Origin of the sequence: Pseudomonas sp. 2725, assembly GCF_050434585.1 — a bacterium.
Classification (GTDB): Bacteria; Pseudomonadota; Gammaproteobacteria; order Pseudomonadales; family Pseudomonadaceae; genus Aquipseudomonas; species Aquipseudomonas jessenii.
In genome coordinates, this window is record NZ_JBNDIV010000001.1 from 730,745 (window position 1) to 750,728 (window position 19,984).

At 55.3% G+C, this 19,984-nt stretch carries 15 protein-coding genes and 2 pseudogenes; all 17 read left to right on the forward strand.

The window, feature by feature from the left end; all coding sequences use genetic code 11:
* Window positions 1-124 precede the first annotated feature (124 nt).
* Window positions 125-2,779 carry a DNA gyrase subunit A gene (gene gyrA, locus ABIE16_RS03455; RefSeq protein WP_057713769.1) on the forward strand — a complete coding sequence of 885 codons (2,655 nt, stop codon included), beginning with the start codon at window positions 125-127 and terminating at the stop codon, window positions 2,777-2,779.
* Window positions 2,780-2,838: 59 nt separating this feature from the next.
* Window positions 2,839-2,952, forward strand: a pseudogene (locus ABIE16_RS03460) (outer membrane lipoprotein carrier protein LolA); the annotation flags it as partial.
* 28 nt (window positions 2,953-2,980) lie between these two features.
* Window positions 2,981-4,066 carry a 3-phosphoserine/phosphohydroxythreonine transaminase gene (gene serC / locus ABIE16_RS03465; RefSeq protein WP_057713770.1) on the forward strand — a complete coding sequence of 362 codons (1,086 nt, stop codon included), beginning with the start codon at window positions 2,981-2,983 and terminating at the stop codon, window positions 4,064-4,066.
* A complete protein-coding gene (gene pheA / locus ABIE16_RS03470) occupies window positions 4,066-5,160 on the forward strand; it encodes a prephenate dehydratase (RefSeq protein WP_007939916.1) in 1,095 nt (364 codons plus the stop codon). Before serC ends, pheA begins: the two co-directional genes overlap by 1 nt.
* 13 nt (window positions 5,161-5,173) lie before the next feature.
* A complete protein-coding gene (gene hisC / locus ABIE16_RS03475; protein ID WP_340313604.1) occupies window positions 5,174-6,286 on the forward strand; it encodes a histidinol-phosphate transaminase in 1,113 nt (370 codons plus the stop codon).
* 28 nt (window positions 6,287-6,314) lie between these two features.
* Entirely contained in the window at window positions 6,315-8,522 is a 2,208-nt protein-coding gene (locus ABIE16_RS03480; RefSeq protein ID WP_235863965.1) for a bifunctional prephenate dehydrogenase/3-phosphoshikimate 1-carboxyvinyltransferase, read from the forward strand.
* Complete coding sequence (cmk, locus tag ABIE16_RS03485; RefSeq protein ID WP_007973641.1) at window positions 8,519-9,208, forward strand: (d)CMP kinase; 690 nt, start codon at window positions 8,519-8,521, stop codon at window positions 9,206-9,208. Before ABIE16_RS03480 ends, cmk begins: the two co-directional genes overlap by 4 nt.
* A gap of 120 nt (window positions 9,209-9,328) precedes the next feature.
* Window positions 9,329-11,020 carry a 30S ribosomal protein S1 gene (gene rpsA, locus ABIE16_RS03490; protein WP_007973639.1) on the forward strand — a complete coding sequence of 564 codons (1,692 nt, stop codon included), beginning with the start codon at window positions 9,329-9,331 and terminating at the stop codon, window positions 11,018-11,020.
* A 131-nt stretch (window positions 11,021-11,151) separates the two neighbouring features.
* Window positions 11,152-12,126, forward strand: a complete 975-nt coding sequence (locus ABIE16_RS03495; protein ID WP_429520570.1) for a UDP-glucose 4-epimerase family protein — start codon at window positions 11,152-11,154, stop codon at window positions 12,124-12,126.
* Between the two features lie 200 nt (window positions 12,127-12,326).
* Window positions 12,327-12,606: pseudogene (locus ABIE16_RS03500) on the forward strand (hypothetical protein).
* Window positions 12,607-12,753: 147 nt separating this feature from the next.
* Window positions 12,754-13,056 (forward strand): integration host factor subunit beta, encoded by a 303-nt coding sequence (gene ihfB, locus ABIE16_RS03505; protein WP_102700288.1) that lies wholly within the window; start codon window positions 12,754-12,756, stop codon window positions 13,054-13,056.
* A 22-nt stretch (window positions 13,057-13,078) separates the two neighbouring features.
* Window positions 13,079-13,309: a lipopolysaccharide assembly protein LapA domain-containing protein gene (locus ABIE16_RS03510; RefSeq protein ID WP_340313595.1), complete on the forward strand. Its 231-nt coding sequence runs from the start codon at window positions 13,079-13,081 to the stop codon at window positions 13,307-13,309.
* Between the two features lie 181 nt (window positions 13,310-13,490).
* Window positions 13,491-14,534, forward strand: a complete 1,044-nt coding sequence (locus tag ABIE16_RS03515) for an LPS O-antigen chain length determinant protein WzzB (RefSeq protein ID WP_340313593.1) — start codon at window positions 13,491-13,493, stop codon at window positions 14,532-14,534.
* A 498-nt stretch (window positions 14,535-15,032) separates the two neighbouring features.
* Window positions 15,033-16,310: a Vi polysaccharide biosynthesis UDP-N-acetylglucosamine C-6 dehydrogenase TviB gene (gene tviB / locus ABIE16_RS03520; RefSeq protein ID WP_340313591.1), complete on the forward strand. Its 1,278-nt coding sequence runs from the start codon at window positions 15,033-15,035 to the stop codon at window positions 16,308-16,310.
* Between the two features lie 65 nt (window positions 16,311-16,375).
* Entirely contained in the window at window positions 16,376-17,425 is a 1,050-nt protein-coding gene (locus tag ABIE16_RS03525) for an NAD-dependent epimerase/dehydratase family protein (protein ID WP_340313589.1), read from the forward strand.
* Window positions 17,426-17,430: 5 nt separating this feature from the next.
* Window positions 17,431-18,654, forward strand: a complete 1,224-nt coding sequence (locus ABIE16_RS03530) for a hypothetical protein (protein WP_340313587.1) — start codon at window positions 17,431-17,433, stop codon at window positions 18,652-18,654.
* 141 nt (window positions 18,655-18,795) lie between these two features.
* The gene (locus ABIE16_RS03535; RefSeq protein ID WP_340313585.1) at window positions 18,796-19,980 is read left to right on the forward strand and encodes a hypothetical protein; all 1,185 of its coding nucleotides are present in this window, start codon (window positions 18,796-18,798) and stop codon (window positions 19,978-19,980) included.
* Window positions 19,981-19,984: the final 4 nt, after the last annotated feature.

Here is a 19,984-nt window from a genome sequence, read left to right on the forward strand (position 1 = left end):
GATCCATGGCATAACTCGTTGATTTGTCGTAAGTCGGTGCATGGCACTCAGCCTGTATCGGCGAGCTTCGTTGGTCCCATATGGATGTGACGAAGTTTCACCAGAAAAAGGAATCAGGCTTCTCATGGGCGAACTGGCCAAAGAAATCCTCCCGGTCAATATCGAAGACGAGCTGAAGCAGTCCTACCTCGACTACGCGATGAGCGTAATTGTCGGGCGGGCACTGCCGGATGCGCGCGATGGCTTGAAGCCCGTGCACCGGCGCGTGCTGTTCGCGATGAGCGAGCTGGGCAACGACTTCAACAAGCCGTACAAGAAATCTGCCCGTGTTGTCGGTGACGTGATCGGTAAGTATCACCCGCACGGTGATACCGCGGTGTACGACACCATCGTTCGGATGGCGCAGCCATTCTCCCTGCGCTACCTGCTGGTAGACGGCCAGGGCAACTTCGGCTCGGTGGACGGCGACAACGCCGCGGCCATGCGATACACCGAAGTGCGCATGACCAAGCTGGCGCACGAGCTGCTGGCTGACCTGCATAAAGAAACCGTGGACTGGGTGCCGAACTACGACGGCACCGAAATGATCCCGGCGGTCATGCCGACCCGTATTCCCAACCTGCTGGTCAACGGCTCCAGCGGTATCGCCGTGGGCATGGCGACCAACATTCCGCCGCACAACCTCGGTGAAGTCATCGACGGTTGCCTGGCGCTCATCGACAATCCAGAGCTGACTGTCGACGAGCTGATGCAATACATCCCCGGTCCGGACTTCCCGACCGCCGCGATCATCAACGGTCGTGCCGGCATCATCGAAGCCTACCGCACCGGTCGCGGGCGCATTTACATGCGCGCCCGCTCGATGATCGAAGACATCGACAAGGTCGGTGGCCGCCAGCAGATCGTCATCACCGAACTCCCTTACCAGCTGAACAAGGCGCGTCTGATCGAGAAGATCGCCGAGCTGGTAAAAGAGAAGAAGCTCGAAGGCATCACCGAGCTGCGCGACGAGTCCGACAAGGACGGTATGCGCGTCGTGATCGAGTTGCGTCGCGGCGAAGTACCTGAGGTCATCCTCAACAACCTCTACGCCCAGACCCAACTGCAAGCGGTGTTCGGTATCAACATCGTCGCGCTGATCGACGGCCGTCCGCGGATCCTGAACCTCAAGGATCTGCTGGAAGCCTTCGTCCGCCACCGTCGCGAAGTGGTGACCCGTCGTACCGTGTTCGAACTGCGCAAGGCGCGCGAGCGTGGTCACATCCTTGAAGGTCAAGCGGTTGCCCTGTCGAACATCGACCCGGTCATCGCCCTGATCAAGGCATCGCCAACGCCGTCGGAAGCCAAGGAAGCGCTGGTCAGCACCCCTTGGGAATCCTCTGCTGTGGTGGCAATGGTTGAACGTGCCGGCGCTGATTCGTGCCGTCCGGAAAACCTCGATCCGCAATACGGTCTGCGCGACGGCAAGTACTTCCTGTCGCCAGAGCAGGCGCAAGCCATTCTGGAACTGCGTCTGCACCGCCTGACCGGCCTGGAACACGAAAAGCTGCTGGCCGAGTATCAAGAGATCCTCAACCAGATCGGCGAGCTGATCCGCATCCTCAACAGCGCCACGCGCCTGATGGAAGTGATTCGCGAAGAGCTGGAAGTGATTCGCGCCGAGTACGGCGACGTGCGTCGTACCGAAATCCTCGATGCCCGTCTCGACCTGACCCTGGGTGACATGATCCCGGAAGAAGAGCGCGTCGTGACCATTTCCCACGGTGGCTACGCCAAGACCCAGCCGCTGGCTGCGTACCAGGCCCAGCGTCGTGGCGGTAAAGGCAAGTCGGCGACCGGCGTCAAGGATGAGGACTACATCGCTCACCTGCTGGTTGCCAACAGCCACACCACGCTGCTGCTGTTCTCCAGCAAGGGCAAGGTGTACTGGCTGAAAACCTACGAAATCCCTGAAGCGTCCCGCGCTGCCCGTGGTCGTCCGCTGGTCAACCTGCTGCCACTGGATGACGGTGAATACATCACCACCATGCTGCCGGTCGAGGAATACACCGAAGGTCACTACATCTTCATGGCCACCGCCAACGGCACCGTGAAGAAGACCCCGCTGGAATCCTTCAGCCGTCAACGTAGCGTCGGCCTGATCGCACTGGAACTGGACGAAGGCGACGTGCTGATTTCTGCTGCCATCACCGATGGCGAGCGTGAAGTCATGCTGTTCTCCGACGGAGGCAAAGTGACGCGCTTCAAGGAATCCGACGTTCGCGCCATGGGCCGTACCGCCCGCGGTGTGCGCGGCATGCGTCTACCGGAAGGTCAGAAGCTGATTTCCATGCTGATTCCGGAAGAAGGCAGCCAGATCCTCACCGCTTCGGCGCGTGGCTACGGCAAGCGCACGGCGATCACCGAGTTCCCTGAATACAAACGTGGCGGTCAGGGCGTTATCGCCATGGTCAGCAACGAACGTAACGGCCGTCTGGTCGGTGCGGTCCAGGTACTCGACGGCGAGGAAATCATGCTGATTTCCGACCAGGGCACCCTGGTGCGTACCCGTGTCGACGAAGTGTCCAGCCTGGGTCGTAACACCCAGGGCGTGACCCTGATCAAACTGGCCAACGACGAAACACTGGTCGGGCTGGAGCGGGTTCAAGAACCGTCGGAAGTCGAGGGTGAAGAGCTGGAAGGTGAAGAGGGTGAAGGGTTTGTCGGTGAAGTCGTGATCGACGACGTTGCCGAAGACCAGCAACTCGACGCCGCCGCTGACGAAGAACCACAGGAATAAGTGGGCAAGCAGGGGGCGGATGAAAATTCGCCCCCTTGTTGTTTGTCCCTTTTGAAATAATGAGATCCCCTGTAGGAGCGAGCTTGCTCGCGATGGTCGTCAACGATAACGCAGGGCGTCTGGTGCACCCTTGCGCTCTCAGGTTTTTCGCGAGCAAGCTCGCTCCTACAGTGATACCACCAAATCAGAGCGAGATTGGATGTGAGCAAGAGAGCCTATAACTTCTGTGCCGGTCCTGCGGCGCTTCCCGAAGCTGTCCTGCAGCGCGCCCAGGGTGAACTCCTCGACTGGCACGGCAAGGGTCTGTCGGTCATGGAAATGAGCCATCGCAGTGATGAGTTCGTGTCCATCGCCACCAAGGCCGAGCAGGATCTGCGTGATCTGCTGAATATCCCCTCGAACTATAAAGTGCTGTTTCTGCAAGGCGGCGCCAGCCAGCAATTTGCTCAGATTCCTCTGAACCTGTTGCCGGAAAACGGCTCGGCCGACTATATCGACACCGGTATCTGGTCGCAGAAGGCCATCGAAGAAGCTTCGCGCTTCGGCCACGTCAACGTTGCCGCCACCGCCAAGCCTTACGATTATTTCGCCATTCCCGGCCAGAACGAGTGGAAGCTGTCGAAAGACGCGGCCTACGTTCACTACGCGCCGAACGAAACCATCGGCGGGCTGGAGTTTCAGTGGATCCCGGAAACCGGCGATGTTCCGCTGGTGGCCGACATGTCCTCGGACATCCTGTCGCGCCCGGTGGATGTGTCGCGTTTCGGCATGATCTACGCCGGTGCCCAGAAAAACATTGGCCCGAGCGGTATCGTCGTCAACATCGTACGCGAAGACCTGCTGGGCAAGGCCCGTTCCCTGTGCCCGACCATGCTCGACTACAAGGTCGCGGCTGATAACGGCTCGATGTACAACACCCCGCCGACGCTGGCCTGGTACCTGTCCGGCCTGGTGTTCGAGTGGCTCAAGGAACAGGGCGGCGTCGAGGCCATCGGCAAGCTCAACGAAGTCAAGCAGCGCACGCTGTACAGCTTCATCGATGCCAGCGGCCTGTATAGCAACCCGATCAACAAGTCGGACCGCTCGTGGATGAACGTGCCGTTCCGTCTGGCTGATGATCGCCTGGACAAGCCGTTCCTGGCCGGTGCCGACGAGCGTGGCCTGTTGAACCTCAAGGGCCACCGTTCCGTGGGTGGCATGCGCGCCTCCATCTATAACGCCGTCGACATCAACGCCGTCAATGCGCTGATTTCGTACATGGCAGAGTTCGAGAAGGAACACGGCTAATGTCTGAGCAAGAACTCAAGGCACTGCGCCTGCGCATTGATGCCCTGGACGAAAAGGTCCTGGAGCTGATCAGTGAGCGTGCGCGCTGCGCCCAGGAAGTCGCGCGAGTAAAGATGGCCTCGCTGGCCGAAGGCGAAGTGCCGGTGTTCTATCGTCCCGAGCGCGAAGCTCAGGTGCTCAAGCGTGTCATGGAGCGCAACCAGGGGCCGCTGGGCAACGAAGAGATGGCGCGGTTGTTCCGTGAAATCATGTCTTCGTGCCTGGCGCTCGAACAGCCGCTGAAAGTGGCTTATCTCGGCCCTGAAGGCACCTTCACTCAGGCGGCGGCCATGAAGCACTTCGGCCACGCCGTGATCAGCAAGCCGATGGCGGCGATCGACGAAGTGTTCCGTGAAGTGGCGGCGGGGGCGGTGAATTTTGGTGTGGTGCCGGTGGAGAACTCCACCGAAGGCGCGGTCAACCACACCCTCGACAGCTTCCTCGAACATGACATGGTGATCTGCGGTGAAGTCGAGCTGCGTATCCACCATCACCTGTTGGTCGGTGAAAACACCAAGACCGACAGCATCAGTCGCATCTACTCCCACGCCCAGTCACTGGCCCAGTGCCGCAAGTGGCTGGACGCCCATTACCCGAATGTCGAGCGCGTGGCGGTGTCCAGCAACGCCGAAGCGGCCAAGCGGGTCAAGGGTGAGTGGAACTCGGCGGCGATTGCCGGCGATATGGCGGCCGGCCTGTACGGCTTGACCCGTTTGGCCGAAAAAATCGAGGACCGTCCGGATAACTCCACGCGCTTCCTCATGATCGGCAACCAGGAAGTGCCACCGACCGGCGACGACAAGACATCGATCATCGTTTCGATGAGCAACAAGCCGGGTGCGCTTCACGAGTTGCTGGTGCCGTTCCACGACAATGGCATCGACCTGACGCGAATCGAGACTCGTCCGTCGCGCAGCGGTAAATGGACCTATGTGTTCTTCATCGACTTCGTCGGCCACCACCGCGACCCCTTGGTCAAAGGTGTGCTGGAAAAGATCAGTCAGGAAGCAGTGGCACTCAAGGTGCTGGGTTCCTACCCGAAAGCAGTTCTCTAAGGGGCGGTAGCAAATGAGTGGCAATTTCCTCGCTCTGGCACAGCCGGGCGTGCAACAACTTTCGCCTTACGTTCCGGGCAAACCCGTGGACGAACTGGCGCGTGAGCTGGACCTCGATCCAGCCAGTATCGTCAAGCTGGCGAGCAACGAAAACCCGCTGGGCGCTGGCCCCAAGGCGCTGGCGGCGATCCGCGATGCGCTGGCCGAGCTGACCCGTTATCCGGACGGCAACGGTTTTGCCCTCAAGAGCCTGCTGGCCGAGCAGTGCCGCGTCGAACTCGACCAGGTCACGTTGGGTAACGGTTCCAACGACATCCTGGAACTGGTTGCGCGTGCTTATCTGGCGCCGGGCCTGAACGCCGTGTTCAGCGAGCATGCGTTCGCTGTCTACCCGATTGCCACCCAGGCGGTCGGCGCACAGGCCAAAGTGGTTCCGGCCAAGGATTGGGGGCATGACCTGCCTGCCATGCTGGCGGCGATCGATGCCAACACCCGCGTGGTGTTCATCGCCAACCCGAACAACCCGACCGGGACCTGGTTCGACGCCGAGGCGCTCGACGAATTCCTGCAGGATGTGCCGGAGCATGTGCTGGTCGTGCTGGACGAGGCTTACATCGAATACGCCGAAGGCAGCGATCTGCCGGATGGCCTGGATTTCCTGGCGGCTTATCCGAACCTGCTGGTTTCCCGCACCTTCTCCAAGGCCTATGGCCTGGCGGCGCTGCGCGTGGGTTATGGCTTGTCCACGGCGGTGGTCGCAGACGTGCTGAACCGTGTACGCCAGCCGTTCAACGTCAACAGCCTGGCCCTGGCCGCGGCCTGTGCGGCGTTGAAGGACGAAGAGTATCTGGCGCAAAGCCGTCAGTTGAACGAGTCCGGCATGCAGCAGCTGGAGGCCGGTTTCCGTGAGCTGGGGCTAAGCTGGATACCATCCAAAGGCAATTTCATTTGCGTCGATCTCGATCAGGTCGCGGCCCCGGTGTTCCAGGGCTTGCTTCGTGAAGGCGTGATCGTGCGTCCGGTGGCCAACTACGGCATGCCAAACCACCTGCGCATCACTATTGGCCTGCCGGCAGAGAACAGCCGCTTCCTTGAGGCGCTGACCAAGGTTCTGGCTCGTGGTTGATGTCACTGCGCTGCAATCTGCTGAACCTATGATCGGTCGCCTGGTGGTGGTCGGTCTCGGGTTGATCGGCGGTTCGTTTGCCAAGGGCTTGCGTGAAAGCGGTCTGTGCCGCGAAGTGGTCGGAGTCGATCTCGATCCGCAATCGCGCAAGCTCGCGGTCGAGTTGGGTGTGGTGGATCGCTGCGAGGAAGACCTGGGCGTTGCTTGTCAGGGCGCCGACGTCATCCAGCTGGCGGTGCCGATCCTGGCCATGGAGAAAGTGCTTGCGCGTCTGGCGGGCATGGATCTGGGGCAGGCGATCCTGACCGATGTCGGCAGTGCCAAGGGCAATGTGGTGCGCGCGGCCACCGAAGCATTTGGCAAGATGCCGTCATGCTTTGTGCCGGGGCACCCGATTGCCGGTTCAGAGCAGAGTGGGGTGGAAGCCTCCAACGCTGAACTGTTCCGTCGCCACAAGGTGATCCTGACGCCGCTGGAGCAAACCGATCCGGCAGCCTTGGCGGTAGTCGACCGTTTGTGGCGCGAGTTGGGCGCCGATGTCGAGCACATGCAGGTCGAGCGTCACGACGAAGTACTGGCCGCGACCAGCCATCTGCCGCACTTGTTGGCGTTCGGCCTGGTCGATTCGTTGGCCAAGCGCAATGAAAATCTTGAGATCTTCCGTTACGCTGCGGGCGGTTTCCGCGATTTCACAAGAATCGCCGGAAGCGACCCGGTCATGTGGCACGACATCTTCCTCGCCAACCGCGAAGCTGTCCTGCGCACACTCGATACATTTCGCAGCGATCTCGACGCCTTGCGCGACGCGGTCGATGCAGGGGATGGGCACCAATTGTTGGGCGTTTTCACTCGCGCCCGGGTTGCCCGCGAGCATTTCAGTAAAATCCTGGCCCGCAGGGCCTATGTGGACGCTATGAATTCCAACGATCTGATTTTCCTGGCTCAACCTGGTGGCCGCCTGTCCGGTCGGATTCGCGTACCGGGTGACAAATCGATTTCCCACCGTTCGATCATGCTTGGCTCCCTGGCCGAAGGCGTCACCGAAGTCGAAGGTTTCCTCGAGGGCGAAGATGCCCTGGCGACCTTGCAGGCGTTCCGTGACATGGGCGTGGTCATCGAAGGTCCGCACCACGGTCGCGTGACCATTCACGGCGTTGGCCTGCATGGCCTGAAGCCGGCACCGGGCCCGATCTATCTGGGCAACTCCGGTACTTCGATGCGTCTGCTGTCCGGCCTGTTGGCTGCGCAGAACTTCGACAGCACCCTGACCGGCGACGCTTCGCTGTCCAAGCGCCCGATGAATCGCGTCGCCAATCCGCTGCGTGAAATGGGCGCGGTGATCGAAACCGCCGCCGAAGGTCGTCCGCCGATGACCATTCGTGGTGGCAACAAGCTCAAGGGCCTGACCTATACCATGCCGATGGCCAGTGCCCAGGTTAAGTCCTGCCTGCTGCTGGCCGGTCTGTATGCCGAAGGCAAGACCACGGTGACCGAGCCTGCTCCGACCCGCGACCATACCGAGCGCATGCTGCGTGGCTTCGGCTACCCGGTAACGGTCAACGGTGCGACCGCATCGGTCGAGTCCGGCAGCAAGCTGACCGCGACCCACATCGAAGTCCCGGGTGACATTTCGTCCTCGGCGTTCTTCCTCGTGGCGGCATCGATCGCCGAGGGTTCCGAGCTGGTGCTTGAACACGTCGGCATCAACCCGACCCGTACCGGCGTGATCGACATCCTGCGCCTGATGGGCGCCGACATCACTCTGGAAAACCAGCGTGAAGTGGGTGGCGAGCCGGTGGCGGATTTGCGCGTACGTGCAGCTAAACTCAAAGGTATCGAGATTCCCGAGGCGCTGGTTCCGCTGGCGATCGACGAGTTCCCGGTGCTGTTCGTCGCCGCCGCCTGTGCCGAAGGGCGCACCGTGTTGCGTGGTGCCGAAGAGCTGCGGGTCAAGGAGTCGGATCGCATCCAGGTCATGGCGGATGGTTTGCTGGCGCTGGGCGTCAAGTGCGAACCAACCCCGGATGGCATCATCATCGACGGCGGCCAGATCGGCGGCGGTGAAGTGCATGGTCATGGTGATCACCGTATTGCCATGGCGTTCAGCGTTGCTTCGCTGCGCGCCAGTGCGCCAATCCGCATTCATGATTGCGCCAACGTCGCGACGTCGTTCCCGAACTTCCTGGCGCTGTGCGCACAGGTCGGTATTCGCGTGGCACAAGAGGCACAGTCGTGAACAACATTGCACCGGTCATCACCATCGATGGGCCAAGTGGTTCGGGCAAGGGCACGGTAGCCGGGATTCTGGCCAAGCGCCTGGGCTGGAACCTGCTGGATTCCGGTGCGTTGTACCGATTGCTGGCCTTCGCCGCGCATAACCATGGTGTCGACCTGACCAATGAAGAGCTGCTGAAGAAACTCGCCGCTCATCTGGATGTGCAGTTCATCGCGGCGACGGACGGTCAGTTGCAACGCATCATCCTGGAAGGTGATGAAGTCAGCGATGTCATTCGTACCGAAAGCGTCGGTTCCGGCGCTTCCCAGGTAGCTGCGTTGCCGGCTGTGCGCGAGGCGCTGCTGCAGCGCCAGCGGGCTTTTCAGGAGGCGCCGGGCCTTGTGGCGGATGGTCGCGACATGGGCACAGTGGTTTTTCCTGACGCACCGCTGAAAATTTTTCTGACCGCCAGCGCCGAGGAGCGGGCGCGCCGTCGATATTTGCAGTTGAAGGGCAAGGTCGAGGGTGTTAGTCTGTCGAGTCTGCTAGATGAGATACGTGCGCGCGATGAGCGTGACACCCAGCGAGCGGTAGCCCCGCTTAAACCGGCGGCTGACGCCATACAGCTGGATTCCACGGAATTATCCATCGACCAGGTGCTGGAACGCATCATGAGCGAGATCGCCATTCGCGATATCGCCGGGTGACCAAGAAGGCCGCAGGGGACCAGTCATAGTCCTGCGGTGGCTTCTTTTAAATGAAACTAACCCACACCGTCTGGGGTGTGGAGATGGGCGTATTCTTCGCCCTCATCAACAGGAATTAAAATGAGCGAAAGCTTTGCGGAACTCTTTGAAGAAAGCCTAAAAACCCTGAACCTTCAGGCAGGCTCCATCATCACCGGTGTTATCGTTGATATCGATTACCAAGCTCGCTGGGTAACCGTTCACGCTGGCCTGAAGTCTGAAGCACTCATCCCGCTTGAGCAGTTCTACAACGACGCTGGCGAACTGAACATCAACGTCGGTGACGAAGTTCACGTTGCTCTGGACTCGGTTGAAGACGGCTTTGGTGAAACCAAGCTGTCCCGTGAAAAAGCCAAGCGCGCTGAATGCTGGATTGTTCTGGAAGCAGCCTTCGCAGCCGAAGAAGTGGTCAAGGGCGTTATCAACGGTAAGGTTAAAGGCGGCTTCACTGTCGACGTTAACGGCATCCGTGCGTTCCTGCCAGGTTCTCTGGTTGACGTCCGTCCAGTGCGCGACACCACGCACCTGGAAGGCAAAGAGCTGGAATTCAAGGTCATCAAGCTGGACCAGAAGCGCAACAACGTTGTCGTTTCCCGTCGCAGCGTCCTGGAAGCCGAGAACTCCGCCGAGCGCGAAGCTCTGCTGGAATCCCTGCAGGAAGGCCAACAAGTCAAAGGTATTGTCAAGAACCTCACCGATTACGGCGCATTCGTCGATCTGGGTGGCGTCGATGGCCTGCTGCACATTACCGACATGGCTTGGAAGCGTATCAAGCATCCTTCCGAAATCGTCAACGTTGGCGACGAGATCGATGTCAAGGTTCTGAAATACGATCGCGAGCGCAATCGTGTTTCCCTGGGCCTGAAGCAGCTGGGCGAAGATCCATGGGTTGCTATCAAAGCCCGTTACCCAGAAAGCACTCGCGTTACCGCGCGTGTAACCAACCTGACCGACTACGGCTGCTTCGCTGAGCTGGAAGAAGGCGTTGAAGGTCTGGTACACGTTTCCGAAATGGACTGGACCAACAAGAACATCCACCCTTCGAAAGTCGTACAAGTCGGCGACGAAGTGGAAGTCATGGTTCTGGACATCGACGAAGAGCGTCGTCGTATCTCCCTGGGCATCAAGCAGTGCAAATCTAACCCATGGGAAGATTTCTCTGGCCAGTTCAACAAGGGCGATAAAATCTCCGGCACCATCAAGTCGATCACCGATTTCGGTATCTTCATTGGTCTGGACGGCGGCATCGACGGTCTGGTTCACCTGTCCGACATCTCCTGGAACGAAGTGGGCGAAGAAGCCGTTCGCCGCTTCAAGAAGGGCGACGAGCTGGACACCGTTATCCTGTCGGTTGACCCAGAGCGCGAGCGCATCTCCCTGGGTATCAAGCAACTGGAAAGCGATCCGTTCTCCGAGTACGTTCAAGAGAACGACAAAGGCGCCATCGTTAAAGGCATCGTGAAGGAAGTTGACGCTAAAGGCGCCATCATCACTCTGGCCGACGATATCGAAGCGACTCTGAAAGCCTCCGAAATCAGCCGTGACCGCGTTGAAGACGCGCGCAACGTTCTGAAAGAAGGCGAAGAAGTAGAAGCCAAGATCATCAGCGTTGACCGCAAGAGCCGTGTAATTCAGCTCTCGATCAAGTCGAAAGACGTTGAAGACGAGAAAGAAGCAATCCAGAGCCTGCGCGACAAGCCAGTAGCTACTGATGCTCCTGTGGCCACCACTCTGGGTGACCTGCTGCGTGCACAAATGGAAAAACAGAACTAAGTTCTGTCAAACCATAAAAAAGGGCGCCTTCGGTCGCCCTTTTTTTATATGTAAAATTTGATGCGTCCCGCGTAAACGTCATTGGCTCGCGGCGCTATGAATTCAATCCTTCGACTCTCGGAGCAGCATTCTTGACTCCCTCACAAAAGATACTGATCACCGGAGCTACCGGCTTTATCGGGCAGGAGCTTCTGCAGCAACTCATAGCAAAAAAGAATGCGGATCTCACTGCGCTGGTTCGCAGACAGAGTCAGGAAGTTCCGGGCGAAGTAGCTCAAGTCATAATCAACAGCAACGTAGCCTGGGCCGATGCGCCCTTTCCTGAAGGCGTCACCACGCTGATCCACCTTGCCGGTCGTGCGCACGTATTGAAAGAAACCTCGAGTTCGCCTCTCGATCTCTATCGCGCAGACAATGTTGAATTCACATTGAATCTGGCTCGAAAGGCACTGGCCACCGGTGTGAAGCGCTTCATTTTTATTAGCTCCATTGGTGTGAACGGATCAAGCACAACAAACACGCCATTCGATGAGTCCTCGATACCTGCCCCCAAAGCGGACTATGCGATATCCAAGTGGGAGGCCGAACAAGGTCTGCGTGAGCTTCTGAAGGGTTCTGATATGGAGCTCGTAATCATTCGTCCACCGCTTGTGTATGCTGGTCACGCCCCTGGAAACTTTCGGCGTTTATTGAAACTGGTTGCCACTGGCCTGCCGTTGCCACTTGCGTCGGTCGATAATCGCCGCAGCATGGTGTCACTGCGAAACCTGGTGGATTTCATTTCCCTGTGTATTGAGCATCCAGCGGCCGCTAACGAAACATTCCTGATTTCTGATGGGGTGGATCTTTCCACGCCCCAGATTATCGAGCGCTTGGCGGAAGGAATGGGTAAGCGGACCTCGCTCGTGCCTATGCCGCCAGGACTTATGCGTTGGGGCGCTCGCGTTGCGGGGTTGGGAGGTGCCTTTGAACAGCTCTGTGGATCTCTGGTAGTGGACTCTAGTAAAGCCCGCAATCTTCTCGGATGGTGTGCGCCGCTCGGTGCAGATCAGGCAGTGATCGAGGCGGGCCGGGATTTCAAAACGATGCACACGAGGGGGGGGTGAGTAGTACTCGTTTCGCCTTCTGTGGATGATGTGACGGTTTCCTTGGGATCCTTGGCTGGCCTCCTTGTTTTGCTTCAGTCGTGAAACTAGTACCCATGGCAAGTGGTCCCTTTCTACATCAGCATGAATCGTTTATTTACAGCTAGTCTTTTGCTTGAGGCGAACGACAGTCGGGCTGCGTGCCAGGCCTAAGGAAGCGAATGAACAAGCTCATCTTAGTAATGGCAGTACTGGGCTGGCTGCGGCACTAATGCCAAGACTCACGCGGTGCGTGGGGGCAGTGGTATCGAGATTGATTGTTCGGGACAGGGGTCGGGATGGGAGAAGTGCCGCGAGCGAGCGAACAAAGAGTGCAAGGCGCAGGGCTACAAAGTTCTAGCCAGGTCCGATGATGCCAAAGATGAGGATGAGGGCCCCTTTTGCTTCAACTCTGCAGGCTATCTGACGCGCACCATGCTGGTTGTCTTTAGGTCGGCGTGAGAGTGCACGATCAGTGTTCCGCTGCTTTGGAAGTGGGCATCCCTTTGCAGGTGGAAAATGTCAAAAACTCGGGCTGTTCAAATTGATCTGGGCGTGCTAAAACCTTTGAAGCGCTTGATCTAGCTGCTTGAAAAAGAAGGGAAAAATATGACGAAGTCGGAGTTGATCGAACGAATAGTCACCCACCAAGGGCTGCTCTCATCCAAGGATGTGGAACTGGCCATCAAGACCATGCTTGAACAAATGTCCCAATGTCTGGCTACCGGTGATCGCATCGAGATCCGTGGGTTTGGCAGCTTCTCCTTGCACTACAGAGCGCCGCGTGTCGGTCGCAATCCGAAAACCGGTCAGTCAGTCAGTCTCGATGGCAAATTTGTTCCTCATTTCAAGCCGGGGAAAGAGTTGCGTGATCGGGTGAATGAAGAAGAGGAAGGTTACGTTGAGGAGTAGCTGGCATGCCAGGAGTCGCTTCGTGCGGTTTGCGATCACGGGGCTGGTATTGTTGGTCGCGGTCGCGTGTTTACTTTTTGTATTGGAAAATCAGCAGCTTGTTGTCGTTTCCTTTTTCGGTTTTTCATCCCCCGAGCTGCAGGTATCAATTGTTGGAGTTGTCGCATTCCTGGTCGGAATGATCATGGGTGGGTTGATGGTGGCCGTTTATGCCTTGAGATCCAGGAGGAGAGTGCGGCAAGTTTCTCATTAAGATTGAAGCTGGGTGTTCGAGCGCTCAGTCGGGGTTTTGCTATGTCGTGTGCTGCGAACGCTCTTTAAGGGAGGGGGCGCGGTACGGTTGCAGCTTGAGTCCTGGAGTTTTACGTTGATGGTTCTCAATGTCTGTGTTCGTGGAATGTAAAGTAACTTTATAAGTAAAAGGCTATCAGTATATGCAGGGCAACTCCAGAGAAGAAAATAATTCAAGTGATTTTGAGTTTCAAAGGTTTGTTCGCGCTATTTCACGTCAGAAATTTATCATTTTAGCTTTTGCTGTCCTTGGGGCAGTCGCTGCAGCGAGCTACGCTTTTGTCGCTACTCCAATTTATGAGGCGAAGGCTTTCGTAAATCCGCCAACTCAGAACGATATTGCTAACTTTAACTACGGGCGAACGAGAGATACGGAGTTGGCGCCTTATAATGTTAAGGATGTCTACGACATATATATTCGTCGTTTGCAGGCAGAGTCGCTGCGTCGGGATTTTTTTTACAAGGTCTATCTACCAAGTTTGTCCGAGGATCAGCGTAAAAGGTCCCTGGATCTTTTATATGCGGATTTCTCTCAGGTGCTCCGTGTCGTTTCTCCACTCAAGGAGGCCTCGGACAGATATCTGGTTGTCGTACAGACCAGCAACCCTGAGCAGGCCAGAAAATGGGCCGCAGCGTACATTGCCCAGGCCGGCGATTTAGCTAAAAATGAAATGATCAGGAATCTTTCGATCGAGTCTGAGGTTCGTGCTCGTAATTTGGAGCAGCAGATAAGCTCCGCAAGGGATGCTAGTCGCTTGGCGAAAGAAGACTCGATTGCCAGGTTGGCTGAAGCCTTGCGCATTGCCGAGTCGATTGGATTGGAGAGGCCGCCCGCCATTACGCTGAGTCAGTCTGTTATTGCAGGTGGTGAGTCTGGTCAGCTTACGTACATGCGTGGTTCGAAAGCGCTGAAGGCGGAAATCGAAAATCTCCAGGCCCGCACGTCGGATGACCCATTCACGGATCGTTTGCGTGAGCTTCAGGGTAAATACAACTTTTTCAAAGGGTTGAAAACTGACGCGACGGCGGTGTCTGTCTATCGGCAGGACGGAGACGTCGAGCTGCCAGATACCCCAGTCAAGCCTAACAAGGCATTGATCCTTGTCTTGGGTATTATTTCTGGCTTTATTCTGGGTTTGGCTGTCGTATTGTTGCGTGGGTTCTTCGCAGCGAAATCAGAAGATTAAACTTTATACCCTCTGTCAGTAATATTTCAGTGCCCTATCGCCGAGCGGTGGGGCATTAATTTAACCTTGGAAGGAAGCTGGGTCCTGTTCTCTCGCGGGCAGTGCCAGGTGGATCGACTTTCGATTTGCCTGTCTGTCCGGGTTTGACGAAATCATGCCTGATATGTTTCCTGGCTCGTAATCACCCGGCTCAGCGTTTTTTTCGACGGGAGGGGTCGAGCTTTGCTCTGCAGTGTGATAGGCAGTGATGGTCACGAATTGATCGTCGGCAGTTTCCAGTCGTTTCATTGGCGGCTATTATCCCGGGTGGCGCGTTGCTCCTCGCAGTTGCGCCAAGGCGTGGGGATATTCTTTCCCGGACTGCTGTAAATGATTGTGGTTCCCTGCGGAGCTTTCGGTATAATTTCCAGTTTACGCAGCTATGCCGTACGTTTTTGACGCGCGAGATGTGAAGTGCTTAACGATCGACTTAATATTGATGAATGGCAAGGGAAAACAATGCTTAAACTCGAAGATGTGAAGTTGGCCATAGTGGGTCTCGGTTATGTGGGCTTGCCGCTGGCGGTTGAGTTTGGCAAAAAAATGCAAGTGGTTGGTTTTGATATCAGCCAGCGACGAATTGAAGCGCTGAAAGCCGGTCATGACGCTACTCTCGAGGTGTCTGATGATGAGTTGCAGTCCGCGTCAGGATTGAGCTTTAGCTCCGCGCTGAATGAGTTGTCTGCCTGCAACGTATTTATTGTTACCGTGCCTACGCCGATCGATGAGCACAAGAGACCGGACTTGACGCCCTTGGTTAAAGCGAGTGAGTCCATTGGTCGTGTTCTGAAAAAAGGCGATATCGTTATTTATGAATCAACGGTCTATCCTGGCGCTACCGAGGAAGACTGTGTACCGGTGTTGGAAAAAGTATCCGGTCTCGAATTCAATGTTGATTTTTTTGCAGGTTATAGTCCGGAACGCATAAATCCGGGCGATAAAGAGCATCGCGTAACTACCATTAAAAAAGTTACAGCGGGTTCAACTCCAGAAGTCGCCGATCTTGTCGATGCGCTGTATAACACAATCATTATCGCTGGCACTCACAAGGCCAAGAGCATCAAGGTTGCTGAGGCTGCAAAAGTTATTGAAAATACGCAGCGCGATTTGAATATTGCGCTGATCAATGAGTTGGCATTGATTTTCAATAAAATGGGTATTGATACCGAGGCCGTTCTGGAGGCTGCCGGGACGAAGTGGAACTTCTTGCCATTTCGTCCGGGCCTGGTAGGCGGGCATTGCATTGGTGTAGATCCTTACTACCTGACTCACAAGGCTCAGTCTATTGGTTACCACCCGGAAATCATTCTAGCCGGTCGCCGTTTAAACGACAGTATGGGCGCCTACGTCGTCTCTCAACTAGTCAAGGCAATGCTCAAGCGCAAAATTCATGTTGATGGTGCACGAGTGCTGATTATGGGGTTGACGTTTAAAGAAAACTGCCCTGATCTGCGCAACACCAAAATTATCGACATCGTAAATGAGCTCGCTGAATTCAATATTGTTGTTGATGTGTACGACCCGTGGGTAGATACGGCTGAAGCAGTGCATGAGTACTCGATTACTCCTATCAGTCAACCAGAGGCCAATTCCTACGACGGTATTATTCTGGCTGTGGCACATAACGAGTTTTCCGCGATGGGCGCTGAGAACATCCGGAGCCTGGGTAAAGCCGAACACGTTCTCTATGACCTCAAGTATCTGCTGGATGCCTCTCAGTCAGATCTGCGTCTGTGATCCTCAGGGTCTGTGAAGACCCTGATTCGTTATCACTGACATAAAAATGCCAAGTCGAGAATTACATGATCCGTTTCGAGAAAATCAAAGCTGAAATTCAACAGTCTCCCAAGGTTTGGTTGATTACAGGTGTCGCCGGATTTATCGGCTCCAATCTATTGGAGACGCTGCTGCAGTTGGATCAACGGGTTGTTGGGCTCGATAACTTTGCGACCGGGCATCAACGTAATCTCGACGAGGTGCAGTCGGTAGTGAGCCCGGAGCAATGGGCGCGATTTGTGCTGGTGACCGGGGATATCAGAAATATTGAAGACTGCAGAAGGGCGATGACTTTTGATGCGGCCACTGATATTCCGGTGGACTACGTTCTGCATCAGGCGGCGCTTGGGTCCGTCCCTCGTTCCATCAATGATCCCATTACCACGAACAGCACCAATATTGATGGCTTTCTGAATATGCTGGTCGCGGCGAAAGACGCGCAGGTCAAGAGTTTTACTTACGCAGCCTCCAGCTCTACCTATGGCGATCACCCGGGACTGCCTAAAGTCGAGGGGGTTATCGGAAAGCCTCTTTCTCCTTATGCCGTCACGAAATATGTAAATGAGCTGTACGCTGAGGTCTTTTCCAGCACCTACGGTTTCAAAACCATTGGTCTTCGTTACTTCAACGTGTTCGGCAAGCGTCAGGATCCAAATGGCGCCTATGCAGCAGTTATTCCCAAGTGGACTGCGGCCATGATCAACAACGAGGAGGTTTTCGTTAATGGTGATGGGGAAACGAGTCGCGATTTCTGCTTTGTAGAGAATGCGGTCCAGGCCAATATTCTGGCTGCCTGTGCGAGTCCTGAAGCAAAAAACAATGTTTACAATGTCGCCGTTGGAGACCGCACAACATTGAATCAGGTCTTTGCTTGTATCAAGGGTGCTTTGTCTAATGTTGATGTCACGACCACGTCTGAAATGGTATATCGGGATTTCCGTGCCGGTGATGTAAGGCATTCGCAAGCCAATATTGACAAGGCAAAGGATCTGCTGGGCTATCAACCTCTCTTCAATGTTGGCGAAGGTATGTTGAAAGCAGCTGACTGGTACGTTTCGTTCTTCGCAAGAAGTTAACTCTTGTGATTAAAGAGATCTGTGCTATTACGGTTTTGGCAAACAAACTTTGCATGTTTGTTTTGCTGTTCAGCCTGGCCCGAATGTTAGGGGTTGAGTTGTACGGCGTATTTTCTTACCACTACGCGATCGTAACAGGCATCGCGACTGTGGTGGGTGAGTGCTTGAGTGTGGCACTAAGTCGCTATGCGGTAATGAATGCCGAAAGTGTAAGCTACAGGACTTCCTTGAGTCTCATGGCATGGGGCGGCATCGTTGTGGGTGCCCTCTGTGTCGTTGTTTTTTCAGTGTTCCCGGTGCCCGCGTCTTCTTATGAGGTGAGTGCTGGGTACTTGATGGTCGGCGCGTTTTTCCTCGGGTTTGCCTGTGTTTGCAATCTGACCATAACCGGTCTGATGTTCTCGCTTAACACCTCTGGAAGATGGGTGGCTGCCTTGGCTGCTCATGGGCTGCTTGGATTGCTCCTGGTACTGGCTATCGCGAAGGTTGAAGGGCGTATAGAGGGTGTCATTTTGACACTTGCACTCTGCACGTTGATCGCTCCTGCGTTCGGTTTTTTTATGATAAAGGCGAGCAAGTTCAGCCATGTAAAAGGGGTAGGGCGTGAGTACTTCTCTTTTGCAAAGATGGCAACTCTGCTCTCCCGTTCTGGTGCTCCTGCCATCGCTGGAAGCATGCTTCTGGGGGCGCCTGTTCATATCATTTGTCTGATGATATTTGCGAATTCAAGTTTGAATGTCTCTGAAGTGGGCTATTTCAATCTGTTTTTTCTTTTTTATATTCTGGTTACGGTTCTTCCGAGTTCGCTTGCTTCATATGCCATCGTCAAGCTAGCCGGCCACGGAAAAAATTCCAGCAAGTTGTACTTGATGCTCGGAGTTGCAGTTTCGATTTGTTTGCCTTTGTTCATGATTCTGACGCAGAGTTACTGGTTATGTATTCTGGGTAGCAGTTTGTGCAGTAAAACCGATCTTCTGGCTTATGCGGTATTGGCGGGAGGTCTTGGCCTTGTGACTACTATCATTACTCAGATTCTGCACAGCAAAAACCTGACCAGGGTTGTTTTTCTGGCTAGTTGCGTTTATGCGGTTGTCTATCTGTCGTCGACGGTTTTCGCGGGTGTGAAGGGTGATATGTTGGCGATTGATCTTTTCAGGTCATTCATCCTGGCCCTGGTTGCACAAATTGTAGTGCTTGCGTCCATGGGCGGACGTAAGTTGCTGCAATGAAAAGTATATTCGATATGAGTCATGCTCACGCTATACGCATGACTGTAAGTGATGTTGGGGCCAGTGTTGGACCTGGTAGTCGGTTCTATTGCTTTAATTTTTTGAGTTAGGTTCATGGTCATATTACTGGTTTCGACATGCTTGCTGATTTTGCTCGTTCAAATCATTTTGTGCCTGATATCCAAAAAATATCTGGTTGCGTTGTACGCCGTCTGCTATTCGGTGCCCTTCCTTGGACTGGTAAGCAGTCTATGGAGCGATACCGTTACGCTTTGGCCGATCGGAGACTACAGTTTTTACCTTGATGAACAGTTCGTATTCAGACTTTCGCTTGTCTGGTTTCTAGGCGTCGCGGGCGGGCTGACTGCCTACCTGCTGGGGCTTTTGGTGCCTGCCGAAAATTCCTCCTCGAGCCGCAACGCTTTTTTCTCTCCATTGGACTTCAAGTTGGCAGGGCTGGTGTTTCTTTCAGTCTCGGTCTTCTTTGTTTTGTTCAGACTGATAAATGTAGAGGCGATGCTCGTGATGTTTGCGGGTGTTGAGGCTGTGGTGGTTTTTTCTATCATTGCGGTCACTGCATTGGCGTTTGCCTATCCATCATGGTACATGCTTACCTTCTCGGCGCTGCTGGTGCTGGCTTATTCCGTTGCCAACGCGATGACCGGAGATCGGGACTTTGTTGTGTTGGTAGTGGCCTATGTGCTGGGTTTGATGTTTCGCTACAGCCATCTCATCAAATTCAAAACATTGTTGTGTGTTGCGGCTTTTATGCTGGTAGTTCTGAGCAGCGGCGTTATTGTTTCCATGGTGCGCATGGATGTTGATTTAACTACGGATAATATTGAACAGTTCTTTTTGTTCAACTCCTGGAATGCAATCATCCTGCCGCTCGTCCAGCAGTTGACAGGCTTCTGGGATGGGGAGCACCTGCGGTATGGTCAGACCTACCTCGACATGTTTCTTTCGCTGGCACCTTCTCCTATCTATACGGCTTTCGGTGTAGTGAAGCCCATTACGGTGGACAACCCGGCCTACTGGTACTTCATTACCGGGATGGGCGGGATCCATGCCGCTGGTGTGGCGTTCGAAAACTTCGGTTTGTTTGGTGTATTCTTCAATGGGTTCATCAGCGTCTGTTTCTTGCGTTTTGTCGATTCGGGCTGGCGCGATCAGGACTTCTTGCAGCTTTTTCTGTATATGCTTTGTGCTGCATCGGTTATGCACTGGGTTTGGTATGGTGAAATAAGCTTGCTGAATGCGATGGTTTTTTATGTGTTGTCATTTGGATTATTCTTCGCGATGAAACTCGTTCGGGTTTTGAAGTGAGTTT

What these genes read in the sequence shown, in the direction of transcription:
- gyrA (WP_057713769.1), top strand. Translation starts at nt 125, where the DNA reads ATGGGCGAACTGGCCAAAGAAATCCTCCCGGTCAATATCGAAGACGAG.
- pheA (WP_007939916.1), top strand. Translation starts at nt 4,066, where the DNA reads ATGTCTGAGCAAGAACTCAAGGCACTGCGCCTGCGCATTGATGCCCTG.
- hisC (WP_340313604.1), top strand. Translation starts at nt 5,174, where the DNA reads ATGAGTGGCAATTTCCTCGCTCTGGCACAGCCGGGCGTGCAACAACTT.
- ABIE16_RS03480 (WP_235863965.1), top strand. Translation starts at nt 6,315, where the DNA reads ATGATCGGTCGCCTGGTGGTGGTCGGTCTCGGGTTGATCGGCGGTTCG.
- rpsA (WP_007973639.1), top strand. Translation starts at nt 9,329, where the DNA reads ATGAGCGAAAGCTTTGCGGAACTCTTTGAAGAAAGCCTAAAAACCCTG.
- ihfB (WP_102700288.1), top strand. Translation starts at nt 12,754, where the DNA reads ATGACGAAGTCGGAGTTGATCGAACGAATAGTCACCCACCAAGGGCTG.
- ABIE16_RS03515 (WP_340313593.1), top strand. Translation starts at nt 13,491, where the DNA reads ATGCAGGGCAACTCCAGAGAAGAAAATAATTCAAGTGATTTTGAGTTT.
- tviB (WP_340313591.1), top strand. Translation starts at nt 15,033, where the DNA reads ATGCTTAAACTCGAAGATGTGAAGTTGGCCATAGTGGGTCTCGGTTAT.
- ABIE16_RS03525 (WP_340313589.1), top strand. Translation starts at nt 16,376, where the DNA reads ATGATCCGTTTCGAGAAAATCAAAGCTGAAATTCAACAGTCTCCCAAG.